Source organism: Amycolatopsis sp. NPDC000009, assembly GCF_055563465.1.
The window spans coordinates 81,018-99,682 of the sequence record NZ_JBVHDI010000001.1; the positions used below are offsets into that span (position 1 = coordinate 81,018).

Annotated in this window: 17 protein-coding genes; 10 read left to right on the top strand and 7 right to left on the bottom strand. The window is 68.3% G+C overall.

Translation table 11 applies throughout. From position 1 onward, the window contains the following. Window positions 1–9 precede the first annotated feature (9 nt). Together ACZ3HL_RS00450 and ACZ3HL_RS00455 are read left to right on the top strand one after the other, a co-directional pair. Entirely contained in the window at window positions 10–1,212 is a 1,203-nt protein-coding gene (locus ACZ3HL_RS00450; RefSeq protein WP_465416608.1) for a cytochrome P450, read from the top strand. Window positions 1,213–1,370: 158 nt separating this feature from the next. Next, the gene (locus tag ACZ3HL_RS00455) at window positions 1,371–1,790 is read left to right on the top strand and encodes a hypothetical protein (RefSeq protein ID WP_465416606.1); all 420 of its coding nucleotides are present in this window, start codon (window positions 1,371–1,373) and stop codon (window positions 1,788–1,790) included. A 53-nt stretch (window positions 1,791–1,843) separates the two neighbouring features. On the opposite strand, the gene ACZ3HL_RS00460 is transcribed toward ACZ3HL_RS00455, so the two are convergent. The 5 genes from ACZ3HL_RS00460 to ACZ3HL_RS00480 all read right to left on the bottom strand — a co-directional run bounded on the left by ACZ3HL_RS00460 (window position 1,844) and on the right by ACZ3HL_RS00480 (window position 7,840). Further along, complete coding sequence (locus tag ACZ3HL_RS00460; protein ID WP_465416604.1) at window positions 1,844–2,089, bottom strand: indolepyruvate ferredoxin oxidoreductase subunit alpha; 246 nt, start codon at window positions 2,087–2,089, stop codon at window positions 1,844–1,846. A gap of 54 nt (window positions 2,090–2,143) precedes the next feature. Next, window positions 2,144–4,669: an FtsX-like permease family protein gene (locus ACZ3HL_RS00465; protein ID WP_465527750.1), complete on the bottom strand. Its 2,526-nt coding sequence runs from the start codon at window positions 4,667–4,669 to the stop codon at window positions 2,144–2,146. Window position 4,670: 1 nt separating this feature from the next. Next, entirely contained in the window at window positions 4,671–5,459 is a 789-nt protein-coding gene (locus ACZ3HL_RS00470; protein ID WP_465416599.1) for an ABC transporter ATP-binding protein, read from the bottom strand. Further along, window positions 5,459–6,439 (bottom strand): hypothetical protein, encoded by a 981-nt coding sequence (locus ACZ3HL_RS00475; protein WP_465527752.1) that lies wholly within the window; start codon window positions 6,437–6,439, stop codon window positions 5,459–5,461. Before ACZ3HL_RS00475 ends, ACZ3HL_RS00470 begins: the two co-directional genes overlap by 1 nt. A 150-nt stretch (window positions 6,440–6,589) precedes the next feature. Next, a complete protein-coding gene (locus ACZ3HL_RS00480; RefSeq protein WP_465416595.1) occupies window positions 6,590–7,840 on the bottom strand; it encodes a glycosyltransferase 87 family protein in 1,251 nt (416 codons plus the stop codon). Window positions 7,841–7,995: 155 nt separating this feature from the next. On the opposite strand from ACZ3HL_RS00480, the gene ACZ3HL_RS00485 reads away from it, so the two are divergent. The 5 genes from ACZ3HL_RS00485 (at window position 7,996) to ACZ3HL_RS00505 (ending at window position 13,573) form a co-directional block, all read left to right on the top strand. Then, on the top strand, window positions 7,996–9,180 hold the full coding sequence (locus ACZ3HL_RS00485; RefSeq protein WP_465416593.1) for a sensor histidine kinase: 1,185 nt from the start codon (window positions 7,996–7,998) through the stop codon (window positions 9,178–9,180). After that, complete coding sequence (locus tag ACZ3HL_RS00490; RefSeq protein ID WP_465416591.1) at window positions 9,177–9,827, top strand: response regulator; 651 nt, start codon at window positions 9,177–9,179, stop codon at window positions 9,825–9,827. The genes ACZ3HL_RS00485 and ACZ3HL_RS00490 overlap by 4 nt, the downstream gene beginning before the upstream one ends. 90 nt (window positions 9,828–9,917) lie before the next feature. Continuing rightward, window positions 9,918–11,363, top strand: coding sequence for an MFS transporter (locus ACZ3HL_RS00495; RefSeq protein ID WP_465527754.1), 1,446 nt, complete (start codon window positions 9,918–9,920; stop codon window positions 11,361–11,363). Then, window positions 11,356–12,420: a methyltransferase gene (locus ACZ3HL_RS00500; protein WP_465527756.1), complete on the top strand. Its 1,065-nt coding sequence runs from the start codon at window positions 11,356–11,358 to the stop codon at window positions 12,418–12,420. Before ACZ3HL_RS00495 ends, ACZ3HL_RS00500 begins: the two co-directional genes overlap by 8 nt. Before the next feature lie 4 nt (window positions 12,421–12,424). After that, on the top strand, window positions 12,425–13,573 hold the full coding sequence (locus tag ACZ3HL_RS00505; RefSeq protein WP_465527758.1) for a nucleotide disphospho-sugar-binding domain-containing protein: 1,149 nt from the start codon (window positions 12,425–12,427) through the stop codon (window positions 13,571–13,573). A 44-nt stretch (window positions 13,574–13,617) separates the two neighbouring features. Here ACZ3HL_RS00505 and ACZ3HL_RS00510 read toward each other — a convergent pair whose 3' ends face one another. Continuing rightward, window positions 13,618–14,415, bottom strand: a complete 798-nt coding sequence (locus ACZ3HL_RS00510) for an SDR family NAD(P)-dependent oxidoreductase (protein WP_465527760.1) — start codon at window positions 14,413–14,415, stop codon at window positions 13,618–13,620. Window positions 14,416–14,445: 30 nt separating this feature from the next. Further along, on the bottom strand, window positions 14,446–15,642 hold the full coding sequence (locus ACZ3HL_RS00515; protein ID WP_465527762.1) for a cytochrome P450: 1,197 nt from the start codon (window positions 15,640–15,642) through the stop codon (window positions 14,446–14,448). A 221-nt stretch (window positions 15,643–15,863) separates the two neighbouring features. Between ACZ3HL_RS00515 and ACZ3HL_RS00520 the strand changes: the two genes are divergently transcribed. From ACZ3HL_RS00520 to ACZ3HL_RS00530, 3 genes are read left to right on the top strand one after another with little or no spacing between them, the layout of a single operon-like run. Then, window positions 15,864–16,772: an NAD(P)-dependent oxidoreductase gene (locus tag ACZ3HL_RS00520; protein ID WP_465527764.1), complete on the top strand. Its 909-nt coding sequence runs from the start codon at window positions 15,864–15,866 to the stop codon at window positions 16,770–16,772. Further along, window positions 16,772–17,788 carry a methyltransferase gene (locus tag ACZ3HL_RS00525; protein ID WP_465527766.1) on the top strand — a complete coding sequence of 339 codons (1,017 nt, stop codon included), beginning with the start codon at window positions 16,772–16,774 and terminating at the stop codon, window positions 17,786–17,788. Before ACZ3HL_RS00520 ends, ACZ3HL_RS00525 begins: the two co-directional genes overlap by 1 nt. Window positions 17,789–17,792: 4 nt before the next feature. Continuing rightward, on the top strand, window positions 17,793–18,650 hold the full coding sequence (locus ACZ3HL_RS00530) for an LLM class flavin-dependent oxidoreductase (protein WP_465527768.1): 858 nt from the start codon (window positions 17,793–17,795) through the stop codon (window positions 18,648–18,650). The last annotated feature ends 15 nt before the right edge of the window (window positions 18,651–18,665 follow it).

Genomic DNA, 18,665 nt, shown 5'->3' on the forward strand with positions numbered 1-18,665 from the left:
GAGTGCGCCATGTCCACGGGACTCACCGGTCTCGACTTCCCCTTCTCACCGCCGCCAGGGTTCACCATGCCCGTCGAGTTCGCCAGGTTGCGCGCGCGGCAGCCCGTGGCCGAGGTGACACTGCCGTCGGGGGACCGCGCCTGGCTGGTCACCCGGTATGCGGACGTCCGCGCGATCCTGGGCGACGCCCGGTTCAGCCGCGCGGCCGCCGAACGGCCGGGCGGCCCGCGGATGGGGAACACCAGCCCCGGTCCGGAAACCATTCTCGGCATGGACCCGCCCGATCACACCCGGTTGCGACGGCTGGTCGCCCCGGCCTTCACCTACCGCAGGATCGAAGCGCTGCGGCCGCGGGTCGAAGCACTCGCCAACGAGCTGATGCGTGACGTGGCGAGCGGACCGCGTTCCGCCGATCTGCTCGCACAGTTCACCGCCGTGCTCCCGAGCAAGGTGATCTTCGAACTGCTCGGTGTGCCCTACGCGGATTTCGCGACCCTGCACGCGTGGACGGACGTGATCTTCAGTCTGTCCGCGCACACGCGTGAGGAGGTGCGGACGGCGCGAGCCGCGATCGAGCGGTTCCTCGTCGAGCTGGTCGGGGAGAAGCGGGTCCACCCGGCCGACGACCTCCTCAGTGTGCTGATCGCGGCTCGTGACGAGCAGGACAGGCTTTCGGAGACCGAGCTGGTCAGCTTCGCGCTCATTCTGATCACGGTCGGCCACATGAGCACCGCGAGCACTCTGAGTACCGCGCTGTTCACCCTGCTCCGCTTGCCCGAGCTGCTGGCACGGTTGTACGGCGCGCCGGAACTCGTTCCGAGCGCCATCGAAGAACTGCTGCGGCACAACACCTTCGCGTTGACAGGAACACAGCTGAGGGTGGCACTCGAAGACGTTCGGCTCGGTGACGTGACCATCCGGGCCGGCGACGCCGTGCTCGCCGCGCTCGGCTCGGCCAATCACGATTCCGATGTGTTCGACCGGCCGGCCGAGGTCGAATTGAGCCGGGCGAGTAATCCGCATATGGCCTTCGGCTACGGAATCCATCATTGTCTCGGCGCGCAACTGGCGAGACTGGAGATGCAAGAGGCGCTTTACGCGCTTTTACGGAACATGCCGGACACTCTCCGGCTGGCGGTGGCCCCCGCGGAAATCGAACTCAAAACGGGACTTACCGCTCGCGCGCTGGCGAATCTGCCGGTGCGGTGGTGAACGAGCTCGCCGTCGCGAACCGAAGAGTCGTTCCCAAGCCGCTGGTGCGGCCCTTCCTGAGGAAAACCTGAAAAGCACGGACGACTCGTCGACGTCTTGCTAAATTAGGCCATACAGGGGGCATTCGACAATTGTCACCAGCGATCCCGGAGGGGGACATGGCCACTCAAGAAGACGACCTGGCGACGACGAGGGACGCGGAAACCGACACCGACCTGAGAACCCGTCCGCGGAGTCCGGAAGGGACCTGGGCGGTCCACGTGACTTTCGCGGACGGGACCAGGAACGAACGCGGCTTGTTCGCTTTCACCGCCGAGGGTCTCATGATCCAGACCAACACCGGAAGTCAGACCACCGGTATCGGGAAGTGGCGACGTACCAGGGAAGGGTTCCGGTTCGCCTTCCGCGAGCAGGCCTTCGACGACGACAACAAGTTCGCTTTCGACGTACACGTGGACCACGAAGGAACCCTGACGTCGGAAGACACCTTCACCTCCCACGGAACCGGCACGGCCGTGGACGCCGACGGGCAGATCGTGCACGTGTCGGAGACGACGGTGACCGCTGAGCGTTATTGAGCGGGCGGGTTTCCGGACGGGCGGGTGAAACGCCCGTCCGGAAACCGGTGTCACTACGCGTTCCCCGTGTCGAAGAACGACTCCGCGCGCGCCACTGATTCCCGTTCGTCGTCCGGCACGTCGCTTTCGAAGAAGATCGCCTCGACGGGGCATTCCGGTACGCACGCACCGCAGTCGATGCACTCCACCGGGTCGATCACCATCTGCGCACCCGAGTCGTGGATACAGTCGACGGGGCAGACGTCCACACACGACCGATCCTTGACGTCGGTGCACGGACTGGTAATCACATAGGTCACAGGACCACTCCTCAGCTGAATTCGGTTCGCGACGCGAACCGCCCGGACGCACCGTCAGTCGACGGTGATCGCACGTACCACGTTCACCCGCGCCGCGCGGCGGGCAGGCCAGGAGGCCGCCAGTAGCCCGCCCAGCGAAATCCCGAGCAGGGCCAGCAAAATCGTCGGCGGCACCACGAGGTCGAAGACCCCGCGAGACAGGATGAAGTTCTGCATCATCGCGCCGAGCACGACCCCGGCCACGACCCCGATCACCCCGCCCAGCGCGGCGATCAGCACGGATTCGACGCGGACGAGTCCGCGGATCTGCCGCCGGGTCATCCCGGTGGCGCGGAGCAGGCCCAGTTCTCTGCCTCGCTCGAGCACCGAGAGGGACAGGGTGTTGATGATGCCAAGGAAGGCGATCAACACGGACAGCCCCAGGAGCCCGGTGACCGCACCGAGGTACACGTCGACCTCGCTGATGCGGCTGCGCACGTACTCCGGCGCGCTCATGACGGCGAGATCGGACCGGCTGGAGAGAGCCTGTCGCAAGGCTCCTTCCACGGCCTGCCGGTCGGCGCCCGGCGCGGTCGCCACCACCATGGGGTTTCCGTCACCCGGCCGGAAGTGTGTGTCGGCGAGCGCGGGTGGCACCACGAGCTGGCCCAGGATCGTCGCCTCGGCGAAGATCCCGGTGATCTCCACCGGTGTGCCCGCCCCGCCGGGCGAGCTCAGCTCCACCCGTCGTCCCAGCGACCAGCCCCGCTCCTCGGCGACGGCCTTCGCGACGAACACGCCTCGCGACAGATCCGCGAGGTCGCCTTGTTCGAGTTTCACGGCGACGGTTCGGCCGAACGCGGCGACGTCCGTGCTGCCGGCACGAATCTCCTTGCCGTCCAGGAGAACCCGATCGGTGCGCAAGGTGCTGACCGCGGTCACGGAAGGCACCTCCTCCACTCGCCGTCCGGTGTCCTCGCCGATCTGCCCGCCTGCCACGTTGGTGACCACGATCCCGCCGACGAAGGCGTCGCCGAGATCGCGTTCGCTGATCGTGGAGATGGTGGTCGAGAAGATGGTGATGCCGACGGCGATGGCCACGCCTATCGTCAGCGCGGTCGCGGTCGCCGCCGTTCGCCGGGGATTGCGCTGGGTGTTGCGGAGCGCCATCCCGCCGAGGGTCCCCCGCCGCAACGGCCTGCCGAGGAGGCCGAGCACCGGTCCGCTGAGCCAGCGGGCGCAGATCACCGCTCCCAGCAGCAGACCCAGTGCCCCGAGCATGCCGGATGCCCGGCCCGCGGTGCCGTCACCGAGCGTGGCGACGATCAGCAGGAGGACCGAGAGGGTCACCACCGCGAGCCCGGTCCGCAGCAGCCAGCGCGAGCCCTTCTCCTCCTCGAGCCGTTCACCGCCCAGTGCCGCCACCGGGGATACCGAAGCCGCCCGGCGTGCGGGCAACCAGGCGGCGACCACCGTCGTGCCGGTGCCGACCAGGAGCGTGCCGAGCACGGCGGGCAGGCCGATCACCACGCCGCCGTCGAGGGAGGGGTTCAGTTCTGCCGCGTACGTCACCACCGGAAGGGCCAGCAGGCTGCCGATGGCCAGCCCGGTCACGGAACCGAGCACCCCCACCACGGCGGCTTCCAGCAGTACCGAACGACGGACCTGACGCCGCGTCGCGCCGACGGCCCGTAGCAGGGCCAGCTCACGCCCACGGCGGGCCACCAGCATCGAGAAGGTGTTCACGATCAACGTGATCCCGACGACCAGCGCGATTCCGGTGAAGGCCAGCACGGTGGCGGACAGCGCGGAGGAGATTTCCGAGGTCGTGGCGCGCAGCGTGGCGCTGAGCCCGGCACGATCGACGGTGGTGAAGCCGTCGGGCGTGGCATCCGCGACGGCGGCCGCCACCGCGCTCTCCGGCGTTCCCGCCGCCGCGGTGATCTCGACGCTGGTGAAGCTTCCCGGACGCAGCAGCAATCGCTGTGCGGTCGCGGTGTCGAACGCGACGGTGGGGGAGGAGCCCGGCTCCCGGCCATGGGGCCGGTAGTCGTAGACGCCCACCACCGCGGCTTGGAACTTTCCGCCGCCGTAGAGCACGGTCGTGGTGTCGCCGACGGCGATCCCGCCCGCGGTGGCGACGGAGTCCGCCAGGACCACCTCGGACGGCCCGGCCGGGGCCCGGCCGGTGACCAGCGACATCCGGTCCGTCCCGGTCCAGTTGCTGCCGGTCATCCTGACTTCGAAGCCTTCGGACAGCAGGACCTTGCCGTCCGTGCCCGCGACCGCGGCGTAGCCCTCCACGACGCCGGTCGCGGCGGTCACTCCGGGAATCCCGGCCAGCCTGGTGCGTTCCTTTTCCTCCAGCGATACCCGGCCCTGCCCGCCTTGGCTGAGCTGTGCCTCGTCTTCGCCGACGCCACGCCCCAGGGGGGTGACCAAGACGTCCAGGCCCTCCCGCAGGGGTTGCTGCCCCTCGGACAGGCTCGTGCTGACGACCAGCGCCCCGGACACGAAGGTCGCACCCAGTAGCACCGTGACGAACGTGAGCACCAGGCGCGACCAGTTTCCCCGCAACGTCGCCATGACGGTTCGCCACATGTCAGAACGCCTTGAGAGCGCGGGCGGTGGACGACGCGACGCCTGGCGCGGCCGCGCGGTCGAACTGGAGCATGCGCGCGTGGACGCGTTCGGCCGTGGGCGCCTCGATGCTGTCGAGCAGGGCGCCGTCGGCGAGGAAGACGACCTGGTCGGCGTAGGCGGCGGCGAGCGGATCATGCGTGACCATCACGACCGTCTGGTCGAATTCGTCGACCGCGCTCCGCAGGAATCGCAGAATCTGTCCGCTGCTGCGGGAATCCAGGCTCCCGGTGGGCTCGTCGGCGAAGATCACCTTCGGCCGGGTGATCAGCGCCCGCGCACAGGCCACCCGCTGCTGCTGGCCGCCGGAGAGTTGCCCCGGCCGGTGATCGAGCCGTTCGGAAAGCCCGAAGGCCGCGACGAGATTGCCGAAGTGCACGGGATCGGCCTTCCTGCCCGCGATCGTCAGGGGCAGCACGATGTTTTCGCGGGCCGACAGGGTGGGCACCAGGTTGAAGGCCTGGAAGATGAATCCGAGTTCCGTGCGGCGCAGCACCGTGAGCCGGTCGTCGTCGAGCCCGGTCAGTTCGGTGTCGCCCACGAAGACCTGGCCACCGGTGGGGACGTCCAGGCCGGCGAGGCAGTGCATCAACGTGGACTTCCCGGAGCCAGAAGGCCCCATGATCGCGGTGAATCTCCCGGCGGGGATGTCCAGGTTCACGTTGTCCAGCGCGGTCACGCCGGCGCCCGCCTCGCCGTAGATCTTCAGCAGCGCCCGGGCCCGTGCGGCGGGCGGTCGCGTTTCCCCCATCAGTTCTTTCCTCCTCGGTAAGGCTCGGCGGTGGCACGATCCTGGGCGGGGACACGCTGTCCCGGCACGCCCGCGCCCTCGCCGGCCGTCTTCTTCTCCCGTGCGGCGCGTTCGCGCTCGGTGTTCTTCTTCCCCCAGCGGGTCTTCCCGCCCGGCTTGAAAACGGACAGGTAGGTAGCCGTCCACAGCGCGGCCGAAAACGCGATCATGCAGATCAGCAGCGTCAGTCCCGTACCGCCGGGTTCGGCGGCCGGATCGGCGGTCCGGGCGGCGAGTTCCTGCACCCATTGGCTTTCCACGATCGCGACCGCCGGAATGCTCAGGGCGATCACGAGTTTGAGCAGCACCCACCAGTGCTTGACCAGACCCCATTTGCTGCCCAGCGAGACCACCAGGCCGGTGAGGATGGACAGCATCATCGTCGGAATGACGATGAACAGATCGAATACGTGCATCAATTCGTAGGCGCCGTGCCGCAGTCCGGCGCTTTCCGTCGTGTAGCCGACGGCGCTGAGCACCACCATGGACACCGCGATACCGAGCCAGCTCACCGAAAGCCCGACGTGCAGCATGACCCAGAGTTTCCGTTTGCCGGGGGACAGTCTCGGAAATGCCGGACGCAGGAAGCCGAGGATCACCGCCGAGAACAGCATCCCGGCGAGCGGAAGCGGGCCGGGAAAGCTGAACAGGAACTGCACCGGGACGAACAGCAGATGGAACACGATGGCGATCCGGCGGGCCTGCGAGGTTCCGGAGCGTAGCCCGCAATAGGCGGAGATGGCGGCGGCGAGGAGATAGCCCGCGAAGCCGAGACTCTGGATGAGCGGAAGGATGGCGTTGTCGCCGGGGAATATCACCGCGGCGTTGAGGGCCGAGAACGCGGCGAACGCCCATTGTGTCCGCGTCTGCGCGAGGGTCAGTCCCGGGGCGATCGCCTGCCGTGCCGCGACATCGGCGCCTGTCCTGTCCGCGGGATCCATGCTGGTCACCTCTCCTGTTCTCGACTCAGGCGGACGCCGTTTCGTGGTCCGTTTCGCCTGTGATTCGAATCTAGGAGCACCAGGGCGACGTCCGCGTCGCACGAAGTGATCTCATTGATGGGCCGGAAGTCGTTCGGATGACGCCGCCGGCTACATCGATCGATTGACCTCCGGCCCGAGCCGTGGAGCGCGTACGCGGGGCAGCCACACGGGCAGCGAGGCCACCGCCACCACCGTGAGCGCGAGATAGCTGGTCAACGCGATCGTCACCTGTTCCCCGGCGGTCAGGTCGGGAGTGGCCTTGTCCGGTGCCGACAGCCAGTAGACCGGCACCAGCCACCACAGCGTCACCACCGACGACACCACCTTCGGCAGCACGGATCCCGCCCGCCAGGTCACGACGGAGAGCCAGACCAGCACGGGCACGACCCAGATCGCGTGGTGGGGCCACGAGATCGGGGCCACCGCCAGACCTGTGAACGCCGCCACCAGCAGCCCCGCCAGGTCGTTGCCCTGTCCGTGCGCCCATCGCGCGAGGAGCAGGCCGAGCAGCGCGACCACCAGGCAGACCGGCAACCACCAGCCGGGCGCGGTGGCGGAACCTGCCGACCGCGCGAACAGGCCGGGCAACGACTGGTTGACCGCCGCGCTGATATCGGTCACCCTGCCGGTGTCCAACAGCAGTCCTCGTAACCAATATGCGCTGGATTCCCCGGGCAGGACCAGGAAGCCGGCGGCGATCGTGGTGGCGAACGCGGCTGTGGCGGTCAAGGCGCTCCTTCGCCGCCCGGTGCACAGTAGATAGCCGATGAAGATCAACGGGGTGAGCTTCAGTCCGGCGGCGACGCCGATCAGCATGCCGCGCCATTTCGCGGGCATCAGCGGTGAGAAGTCGAGCAGCACGAGCAGGACGATGAAGATGTTGACCTGCCCCAGCATCAGATTCATCAGGACCGGGGTGAGCACCGGCGCGACGACCATTCCCAGTATCAGCAGCCGGAGGCGGCGGTTTCGGGCGGTGACCCCCGCGAGGCCGAGCGAAATCCACAGAATCACGCCGAGGCCCAGTAGTGAAGCGTAGGTCCAGAGTATCGCCTCGAAACCGGTGGGCAGCAAGGACAAAGGAGTGAAAACCAACGCCGAGAACGGAGGGTAGGTGAACGCGATTCCGGTCAGAGCCGCCGTATCCACTTTCACCTCGTACAGCGGAACGCCGGCGAATACCGCTTTCGCGACCTCGTGATAGACCTGGAAGTCGGCCATCCACAGCGGCACTCCACCCAGCACCGGCACCGCCACCGCGGTCATCGCCAAAGCGGCGAGCGCGATGACCGAGACCGCCCTCCAGATCGTGGGAAGTCTCCCCGGTCCGGCGCGAACTCCGGACGCCCTCTCGGACATGGTCTCCTCCAGTCGGATTCTCCGCACCCGCGGGTCCGGGCAGGGTCTTCCCGCGGAATCAGGGAACACTGGTAATTCGCTCGAAGAGGCGGCCGATCCGGTACGCCGGGACCACTTGCCCGGGCTCCACTTGATCATTCCTCTAGACTCGAAGAATGACCTCGCCGAGCTCCACCCCACGGTGGTGGGCGTGGAAACCATCGGGACGCCGTCACGTGATCATCGATTCCGCGGTGGCGCTGGTGTGTGTGATCGGCACCTTCCTCTGGTCGGGGCCACAGCAGTTCGCCCCCGACTTCGGTTTCCCCTTGCTCGGCAGCGACGACCGGCTCATCGCCGCGATCCTGCTCGCCCTGCTGACGGCGCCCGCGGCGATGGTGCGCAGGCGCAGGCCGTTGCTCCTGGTGTTGGTGAGCCTGGTGAGCTGGACGATGCTCTCGGCCATCGTCGGGGTGGTATTCGGCCTGTACGCTCTGGCGGCTTTCGAGACTTCACGGCGGCTGATGGCCGTCGCCGCGGCGATCGCGCTGGTGACGGTGGGGTTTCCGTTCTGGCGCCTCGGCGGCTTCGATGCGAGCGTTCCGATCAGTACGGCGCTCTGCCTCGCACCGACGTTGCTCGGTCTCTGGAGTTTCACCCACCGCAGACTGGTGAGCAATCTGCTCGAACGCGCCTCCCGGCTGGAGCGTGAGCGCGATCTGCTCGCCGAGCAGGCTCGTGCCGAGGAACGGACCCGCATCGCCCGTGACATGCACGACGTGGTCGCGCACCGGGTCAGCCTGATCGTGTTGCACGCCGCGACCGCCGAGGTCTCGGGGGACAAGGAAAGGCTGCAGCTGACCAAGAAGATCCGCTCCATCGGCAGGGACGCGCTCAGCGAACTCCGGCAGGTTCTCGAGGTGTTGCGGGTCGGGGACGCGCCCCTGTCTCCCCAGCCCCGGATCGAGGACATCGACGGGTTGGCCGCCCAGTCCAGGGCGGCGGGTGTCCGGGTCGAGGTGGAGACCCTCGGTGAGGTCCGTCCCCTTCCCTCCATCGTCGAGCAGGCAAGTTACCGTGTCGCCCAGGAGGCGCTGACCAACGTGCACAAGCATGCGAAGAACGCCGATACCCGCATCCGCATGATGTACGGCCCGGAGGAGTTCCGGCTGACCATCACCAACCAACGGCCGGTGGCGCACCGCGCACCGGACGCCTTGCCCAGCGGCGGTTTCGGGATCATCGGCCTGCAGGAACGGGTCAGGCTGATCGGTGGCACGCTCAGCTGCGGGGCGACCTTCAACGGCGGGTTCGAGGTCGAAGCGGTCCTCCCGCTGCCGTCGACGGGATCCGGTTCATGATCCGGGTGATGGTGGTGGACGACGAATGGATGGTGCGGTCCATGCTGCGCACCATCCTGGAGGCGGCAGGCGACATGTCGGTGGTGGCCGAGGCGCCCGACGGGATCTCCGCCGTCGTGGAGGCGGAACGACACCAGCCGGACGTCGCCCTGGTCGACATCCGGATGCCGGAGTCGGACGGGTTGGCCGCGACAGCGCGCCTGCAATCCCTGCCACGGCCACCGAGGGTCATCGTCCTGACCACGTTCGACTTGGACGAGTACGTACAGACGGCGCTCCGCAACGGGGCCGTCGGCTTTCTGCTCAAGGACTCCGCGGGCGACGACATGATCACCGCGATCCGGGCGGTGGCCGCCGGCGACGCCATGCTCGCGCCGAGCATCACCCGCCGTCTCCTGCACACCTTCACCGAACGGGAACCGTCCCGCCAGGCCACCGCGCTGGAGCAACTGGACGTGCTGACCGACAAGGAACGTGAGGTCCTGGTCGCCTTGGCCGAAGGGCTCGCCAACGCCGACGTCGCGAGCCGCCTGTATCTGAGCGAAGCGACCGTGAAGACACACGTGAGCCGCATCCTGAGCAAATTGAAGCTGACCAACCGCGTGCAGGCCGCGATCCTCGCCCACCGCGCGGGCCTGGTCAGCTGAGCGGGAGCGTGGTCCACCGAGGTTCCAGCACGATCCCAGGCCGTCCCCTGAGCATCGGTCAGCACGCTGACGCCTCAGGAAAGTCGGCCGATGACTCCCTTGGACCTCCGCACCACCCCTGCCACCCACCACCCCCGGCGCTGGGCGGCCCTGGTTCCAGCCTTGCTCGCCTGCTACATGGACCTGGTCGACGCGACTATCGTCACGGTCGCGCTGCCCGCTCTCGAGGAAGACCTCGGAGCGAGCCCGGCGACGCTGCAATGGGCCTCCGCCGGCTACACCCTGGCGTTCGCCGTCCTGCTGATCACCGGTGGCCGGGTCGGGGACATCTTCGGCCGGAAACGGGCCTTGCTCGCCGGTATGGGCGCCTTTCTGCTCACCTCGGCGTTGTGCGGGCTGGCGCCGAACCCGGAAACCCTGGTGGCTTTCAGAGTCCTGCAGGGGGCCGCGGCGGCGATGATGATCCCGCAGGTGCTCAGCTTCATCCAGGTCGGGTTCCCGCCGCCGGAACGCCCGCGGGCCTTGGCGATGTACGGGATATCGCTGGCGCTGGGCGGGATGACCGGTCCGGTGCTCGGGGGGCTGCTGATCCAGGCCGACATCGCGGGCCTCGGCTGGCGCGCCGTGTTCCTGATCAATCTTCCGGTCGGCGCGGCCGCCCTGCTCGGCGCGATCCGGCTGATGCCGGAATCCCGGGCCGAGTCGTCGCCGAAGCTGGACCTGGTCGGTGTCCTGCTCGCCACCGCGGGCTTGCTGGCGGTGATGTATCCACTGGTGCAAGGGCACGAGCTCGGGTGGCCACTATGGACATTCCTCTGCTTCGCGGCCGCACCACCGATCTTCGCGCTCTTTTCGCGGCATCAGCGTTTTCGTGAACGCGAACAGGGCGCTCCGCTCATTCCCCCGCGGATATTCCGCCATCGCGGTATACGCGCGGGTCTCCCGCTCGCGCTGGTCTTCTTCGCGGGTACCGGCCATACCTTCGTGTTTTCGCTTTACCTGCAAGAAGGTCTCGGCTATTCGCCCTGGCTGACCGGGCTCACGCTGTTCCCGTCGTCCCTCGGCATCGTCGCGGGATCGATGTTGTCCATCCGGCTGGCCCCGCGACTGGGCAGACGGGTGGTGTCGATCGCGGCGTTGATCAAGATCGCCGGGGTGCTCGGCGTGATCTATCCGATCCACGTCCAGGGACGGGCCCTGACCCCGTGGGCGCTCGTGCCGGGCGCGATCGTCATCGGGGCGGGTATGGCCATGGTCAGCGCAACCCTGGTGAACATCGTGCTCAGCAGGGTTCCCCTGCCGGACGCCGGAGCGGCGTCCGGCCTGATGACCACCGCACTGCAGGTGGGTTCGGCGATCAGTGTCGCGGTGCTCGGCACGGTCTTCTTCGGATCGCTCACCGGTACGGGTGACCACCGCCAAGCGATCGAAGCGGGCCTCTGGGTCTGCGTGGCGTTGTTCTTCGCCAGTTTCTTGATGAGTTTCCTGCTCCCGCCGTCCAAGTACGACCGATCCCGAGGTGATGATCATGCGTGATGCCGACTTCAAGACCGTACGGGCGACCCCTTTCGACGGTGCCCCCGTGCTCGGCCCACCCGCCGTCCAGAAGGTGATGGAGCTGGCCTGGGGAATGTGGGCGAGCGGTGTGGTCCAGGCCGCGGCGAAACTGCGGATAGCGGATTTCGTCGGGGACGAACCGGTGCACGTCGATCGGCTGGCGGAGGCGATCGAGGCCGATCCGGATGCCTTGTCCAGGCTGATGCGCGCGCTTTCCGCCTACGGCGTCTATCGCCAGCTCGAACCCGGGCGCTACGAGCACACGGAGGCGTCTCGGGCGATGCGCTCCGACGCGCCGGTGCGGGTCGGAGACGTGATGCTGACCGGCTCGTACTGGGGCTGGCAGATGTGGGCGAAGCTCGACGAGAGCGTCCGCACGGGTGAATGCGCTTTCCGGGCCACCTACGGCAAGGACCTCTTCAGCTACTTCGCCGAGGACGACAACGAGGCCGGCGCGGCCACCTTGCGCGGATACGCGGCCCAGTCCGTCGCCCTGCATCCCGCGCTGGTCGGCGCACTCGCGCTCTCCGGCACGGGAACGGTCGTCGACGTCGGCGGTGGACACGGTTCGCTGCTGCGGGCGCTCTTGGAGGAGAACCCCGGACTTCGCGGAATCCTCTTCGACCGGGCGCACACCATCGAGCACGCGGATCCGGTGCTGAGTACCGGTGTGCTCGCGGACCGGTGCGAACTCGAAGCGGGCGATTGCCTGGTGACGGTGCCGAAGGCCGACGTCTATCTGTTCCGGCAGGTGCTGCACATGTGGGAGGACGACATGTGCGTACAGGCGCTGGGCAACGTGGCGAAGGTGGCCGGACCGGGTGCCCGGGTCATCCTGCTGGAACAACTGATCTCCGATCCACCCGCCAATCCCTGGGACGCCCTGATGGACCTGCACATGCTGCTGGTCATGGACGGCAGAGAACGGACCACGCACGAGTACGCCGAGCTGTTCGAGCGGGCCGGGCTGAGCTACCGGGGGACCACGGAGACGGGAACCCCGCTTCGCCTGATCGAAGCGACCGTCGGGGCGTGATCGCATGCGGATGCTGTTCTGCACCTGGGCTTGGCAGTCCCATCTCTTTCCCATGGTCCCGCTCGCCTGGGCGTGCCGCGCGGCCGGGCACCAGGTACGCGTCGCGAGCCAGCCGGGCCTGACACCGGTGATCCGGCAGGCGGGGCTGGACGCGGTTCCGGTCGGACACGACGTCGACGTACCGGGTTTCGTCCGGGAGTACCTCTTGCGGCCCGGGGGACGGGCAGCCGGTCCGCGGCAGGGGAGGCCGCGAGCGCTGGACATGCTGGTCGAGCTGGCCGATTCGATGGCGGACGACCTGATCGGGCAGGCTCGACGATGGCGGCCGGACGTGATCGTCTACGAGCTGACCACCTGGGCGGGCCCGCTCGCGGCCGCCGCGATCGGGGTGCCCGCGGTGCGCGTGCTCTACGGCGTCGACCTTCTGGAGCGGGCGACGGATTTCCTGCCGGACGCGATCGAGCCCCTCGCCGGACGGCTCGGGCTGTCCGGGGTGGACGTGCGCGGCAGGATGACGGTGGATCCCTGCCCGCCCCGGCTGCAGGTCCCCACCGGGTACCGCCCACAGGAGATCCGCTACGTCCCGTACAACGGCCCCGGAACGGTGCCTGATCTCCTGCCTGCCAAGGGAAACAAGCCGAGGATCTGCGTCACGTGGGGGACGACGATGGCCAAACTCGAATCGCGGCGAATGCTCGCGGAGAGGGTGGCGAAGGCCGTGGCCGGCCTGGACGGGGAGATCGTCGTCGCGCTCGCGGAGGAGCACACGGAGCTGGTCACCGGTCTACCGGAAGACGTGCGGTCCCTGACGGGTGTGCCGCTGGATCTGGTGCTGCCGTCCTGTGATCTGGTGCTGCACCATGGCGGGGCGGGTACCACCCTCACCGCGATGACCCATGGCGTGCCCCAGCTGGTGATCCCGCAGCTGCCCGACCACCAGCTGCACGGCAGGCGGCTGGCGGCCACCGGCTCCGGGCGGGTCATCGCCGAGGAGGACGCCGACGCGGCGTCGATCCGCGAGGCCGCCACTGAAATGCTGGCGGACGAGGGATTCAGCCGGGCGGCCGCGACACTGGCGGCCGAGTCACGGTTGCGGCCTCCGCCCGCCGACGTGGTGGGCGTGCTGGAGAAGCTGGCCGCCGGCCGCGACTGACATCCGATGCCGTGCGGCGGTGAGGCGCCGCACGGCATCCGAGGTCAGTGCCCACCCGCGACGTTGACCACGCTGCCGGTCACATGGCGGTTCGCGTCGGATCCCAGGAACACCACCACTTTCGCCACGTCTTCGGGAAGACCGAACCGCAGCTGCGGGATGCGCTCGTTGAGTACGGCCTGGATTTCGGCCGGACTCAAGCCTGCCAAGGTCGACCGGATTTCCGGCGGCACTTTCGGCATCAGGTTGGCCGTCACGGTGGGCCCCGGTGCCACGGCGTTACTGAGGATGCCGTGCCCCGCCAGTTCGGTGGCGAGGGTCCGGTTCAGCCCGTGCAATGCGGCCTTGCTCGCCACATACGCTTCCTCGCCGCGCATCCCGCGGTTGACGATACTGGCCGACATCAGCACGATCCGGCCCCAGCCGCGCGCCTTCATCCCCGGCAACACCGCTTGGACAGTGTGGAACGCGCCCTCGACCTCTTCGCGAAGCTGCGTTCGCCAAGCTTCGACGGGCACCGTCTCGAAAGGACCCCGGCGTTCGTCAGGTCCCCGCGCCGGCGAAGCGTTGACCACCAGGACGTCGATGCCGCCCCATTCCGCGGTCACGGCGTCGGCCGCCGCCCGGATCGATCGTTCGTCGCCGAGGTCGTACGGCAGCGCCAAGGCCCGCCCGCCGCTGCGCTCCATGGCCTCGACCACCTTCGCCGCGGCACTCTTGTTGCGGTGGTAGGTGAGCGCCACGTGCGCCCCTTCGGTGGCGAAGGCCTGCGCCATCGGCCCGCCGAGACCACCGCTGCCGCCGGTGATGAACACCGACCTGCCTGCGAGCCCGAGATCCATTCGTGCCCTCCTTACCGTCTGTCGCGGACTTCACCAGGCGAGCGGGAGCTCGTCCGGCCTGCTGAACGCCAACCCGACGCTCCAGGTGAGTTCGTCCTCCGCCACGGCGAGGCGGAGATCCGGGAACCGCGCCAGCAGCGAACCGAGGGCGACCTCCAGTTCGGTTCGGCCGAGTTGCGCGCCGAGGCAGTGGTGGATGCCGTAACCGAAGGCGACATGGGGATTCCGAGGGCGGGAGAGTCTGACCTCGTCGGGTTCCGGGAACACCGACTCGTCGCGGTTCGCGGCGTTGATCGACGGCAGGACGGCGTCTCCCGCCCGGATCACCACATCGCCTATCCGCACGTTCTCCGTCGCGATCCGCAACGCGCCGATGCCGCCGCCCGCTTGGGACAGCCGGAGCAACTCCTCCACCGCACCGGGCAGCAGACCGGGATCGCGGCGAAGGCCGTCGAGCTGCGCCGGATTCCGCAGCAAGGTCAGCAAGGCGTGCACGATGCTCGCTGTCGTGGCGTGATACCCGGCGCCGAGCAGCGTGTAGCCGAACGCCACCAGTTCTTCCTCGCTGAGCCGGTCTCCTCCGTCCTGAGCGGAGATCAGCACCATCAACAGATCTTCGGTCGGGTGGCGCCGCTTGTCCTTGATCAGTTCGATCAGGTACGCCGAGAGGCTGTCCTTGGCGGCCAGCACCTCGTCCTTACGGTCGGGTGCGAAGCCCAGCATGATGTCGGTCCACGCCCGGAACTGCTCGACGTCGGCCAGCGGTACTCCCAGCATTTCGCAGATCACCGTGATCGGCAGCGGCTGGGCGAAACCGGCGATCAGGTCGCCCGGTGGTCCCGACTCGGCCATCGTGTCCAGGAATCCGTTCGCGAGTTCCTCGATCCGCGGCCGCAGTGCTTCGATCCGCCGGGGGCTGAACGCCTTCGAAACCAGTTTGCGCAACCTGCTGTGCTCAGGCGGGTCCATCACGAAGATCGAACGTGAGTCCCGGGCGATCGGCAGGAGCCGGGGCGCGCCGGGCGCGGTGATCGCCTCGCGGCTGAACCTGACGTCCGCGAGGACGTTTCGGACGTCTTCGTGCCGGAGCAGCAGCCAGGCGAGGTCACCCGTCGGCAGTGTCACCTGACAGACCGGCCGCTCGGCCGTGAGCTTCCGGTACTCGGCGGGTGGGAGTACCGGATCGACCGCCCGGAACGGAAAAGACGGGGCTGGATCGGCAGGCATGGCGTTCTCCTCTGGGGTCCGCGACGGACGGGCGAAGGCCCACGGTGCGCGCGGGCGTTGTAGTGCGGATGGAAACTCGCTGGGCACGTTCGAGCTCATGCGGTTCAACGGCGCACCAGCGCGTTTGGAGGGCGGGCCGCGAACCTTCGACCCGAGGCGGACCGGATCGACGGACGGAGGCAACCGATGTCAAAGCTCATCAGCAGGCCGGGGATCCGGGCATGAAGCCGGTGGAAATCGCCGTCGTCGGGTTGGGCAACATGGGCGCCGCGATGGCGCATCGGTTGCTCGAAGGCGGGTTCGCGGTGACGGTCCACAACCGCACGGCCGGGAAGGCGGCGCCCCTGGTCGCCGCTGGAGCGACCCTGGCCGAATCGATCGGAACCGTCGCGAGGGCCGAACTGATCCTGCTCAGCCTGAGCGACGAGGCCGCCGTCGACGAAGTGCTTTTCGAAGGCCTGCTTCCCCGCCTGCGCCGGGGAACGATCGTGATCGACACCTCCGCGGTATCGCCGGGGTACGCCCGCGTCGCGGCGCGCCGGCTGGCGGACATGGGGGTGCGGCGGGTGGAGGCAAGCGTGGTCGGCAATCCCCGAATGGCCCGGTCCGGCAGGCTTCGGGTCTTCACCGCGGGAGATCGCGACGACGCCGAGTCCGTCCGCGACGTTCTGAACACGTTGAGCCAGGACAACTTCGTCCATCTTGGACAGTCAGGCCAGGCCAGTGCGCTCAAGCTGGCCTTCAATCTCCTGCTCGGCGCGCAGACGGTCGCCTTGGCCGAAGCGGTCACCTTCGCCGCCGCCGCCGGGCTGGGCCGGGAGACCCTGCTGGACACCGTGCTGAGCAGCGGCGTCCGATCGCCGGTCTTGGCGTTCCGTGCCGAGTTCATGCGCGCCGGACGCTACGAGCCTGCCGCGTTCCGGGCCCGCCTGATGGAGAAGGACGTCCGGCTTCTGCTGACCGAGGCACAGGGTGCGGGGCTCACCCTCCCGCTGGCAGACACCCTCGCCCATCGCTATGCCGGCGTCGTCGCGGCGGGCGACGGCGACCAGGACGCGGCCGTCGTCCTGGCGACACACGAAGCCGATGTGCAAGGCACGCTCCCCCGAATCGAGGAGGAATACCGGTAATGACCACCCACGCACCGAGCATCGAAGACCAGGGCCCGAGTGTCGTTTTCGAGATCGGCACCGCGTTCTGCACCGCCAAATGTCTTCTGACGGCGCTCGAACTGAGTTTGTTCACCGTCCTCGGCGACGGAGAGCTGACTGCGGAAGAGCTCCGGGTGAAGCTGGACCTGCATCCGCGGGGAGCGCGCGATTTCTTCAACGTGCTCGCCGGTCTGGGTCTCCTCGAGAACAACGGCGGGCGCTACCGCAACAGCCCGCTGGCCGATCGCCACCTGGTGCGAAGCAACGACGGGTACGTCGGCGGCTTCCTCGAACGCGCGAACCACATGCTCTACCCGGCGTGGGGCCGGTTCGGCGAGATGTTGCGCACCGGCAAGCCCACCGCCGAGGCCGACTACCTGGAGATGATCAAGGAACCGAACCGGCTCCGCAGCTTTCTCGGCATGATGGACGCGCTCACCAGCCTGATCGTGCCGGATCTGGCCAAGGCCGTCGATTGGACCGCCTACCGTACCGTGGTGGACGTCGGCGGCGCGCGCGGCAATCTCTCCGGGGGCCTGGTGAAGGCCCATCCGCACCTGGTGGGCACCGTTTTCGACCTGCCGGAGATGCGGTCGCCGTTCGACGAGCACATGAGCGCGCTCGGTCTCGAGGGGCGAGTCACGTTCCAGCCCGGCGACTTCTTCACGGATCCGATCCCGTCCGCCGACGTGGTGGTCATCGGCCACGTCCTGCACGACTGGTCACCGGACGAATGCCGGTCGCTGGTGCGCAAGGCGTTCGACGCGGTACGCCCCGGCGGGAAGATCGTCGTCTACGACCGGATGGTGGACGAGCAGGGCACCGATCTGACCAACCTGATCATCAGCCTCGACATGATGCTGACCACGCCGGGTGGAGCGGAGTACACGCCCGCGGAATACCAGAGTTGGCTCACCGAAGCCGGCTTCAGCGCGACGGAGGCCGCTCCACTCGGTGAGAACGACACCGTCGTGATCGGCCACAAGGCGGGTTGACCGGGTGGAGATCGGAGTCGGCCTCCCCGCGGCGGTGTGCGGCGTGGCGGGCGAACAGCTCTTGAGCTGGGCCCGGTACGCCGACCAGGCCGGGTTCAGCTCGTTGGCGACGCTGGACCGGCTCGTGTACGGCAACTGCGAATCCTTGATCGTCCTGGCCGCAGCGGCCGCCGTCACCCGGCGGATCCGCCTCGCCGCGACCGTGCTGCTCGCGCCGTACCGAGGCAATCCGGCACTTCTCGCGAAGCAGCTCGCCACCCTCGACAGGATCAGCGAGGGCAGGCTCGTCGCCGGTCTCGCCGCAGGTGGCAGGGAGGACGATTTCGTCGCCGCGGGCTTGCCTTACGCACGACGAGGCCGCACGCTCGACACGGCGGTGGAGCGAATGACGTCGATCTGGTCAGGTGCGGAGCCCGATGGCCGGATCGGCCCGTCGCCGTATCGGGGAAGCCCGCCACTGATCTTCGGCGGCCACACCGAAACCGCGATCCGGCGGGCGGCCAGGTACGGGCAGGGATGGATCTCCGGCGGCAGTTCGGCCAGCGGGTACCGGGAGCTGGCCGAGCGTGCCCGGCGCGGCTGGGCGGCCGAAGGAAGGGCGGAACGGCCGCGGCTGCTGGCGCTGGCCTATTTCGCGCTCGGCCCTCGAAGTGCCGACGTGGCAGGGCGCTATGTCGGCGAGTACTACGCGTTTCTCGGGCAAAGAGCGACCGACCGGATCACGAAGGGTGTGCTCACCGATCCGGCACGGTTGCGCGAAGCCGTGGCGGCCTATGCGGACGCGGGCTGTACCGAACTGATTCTCATGCCGTGCTCGGCGGACCGGTCTCAGCTGGAATCGCTCGACCGAGCCGTACATTGAAGACGTGCCCCGGAT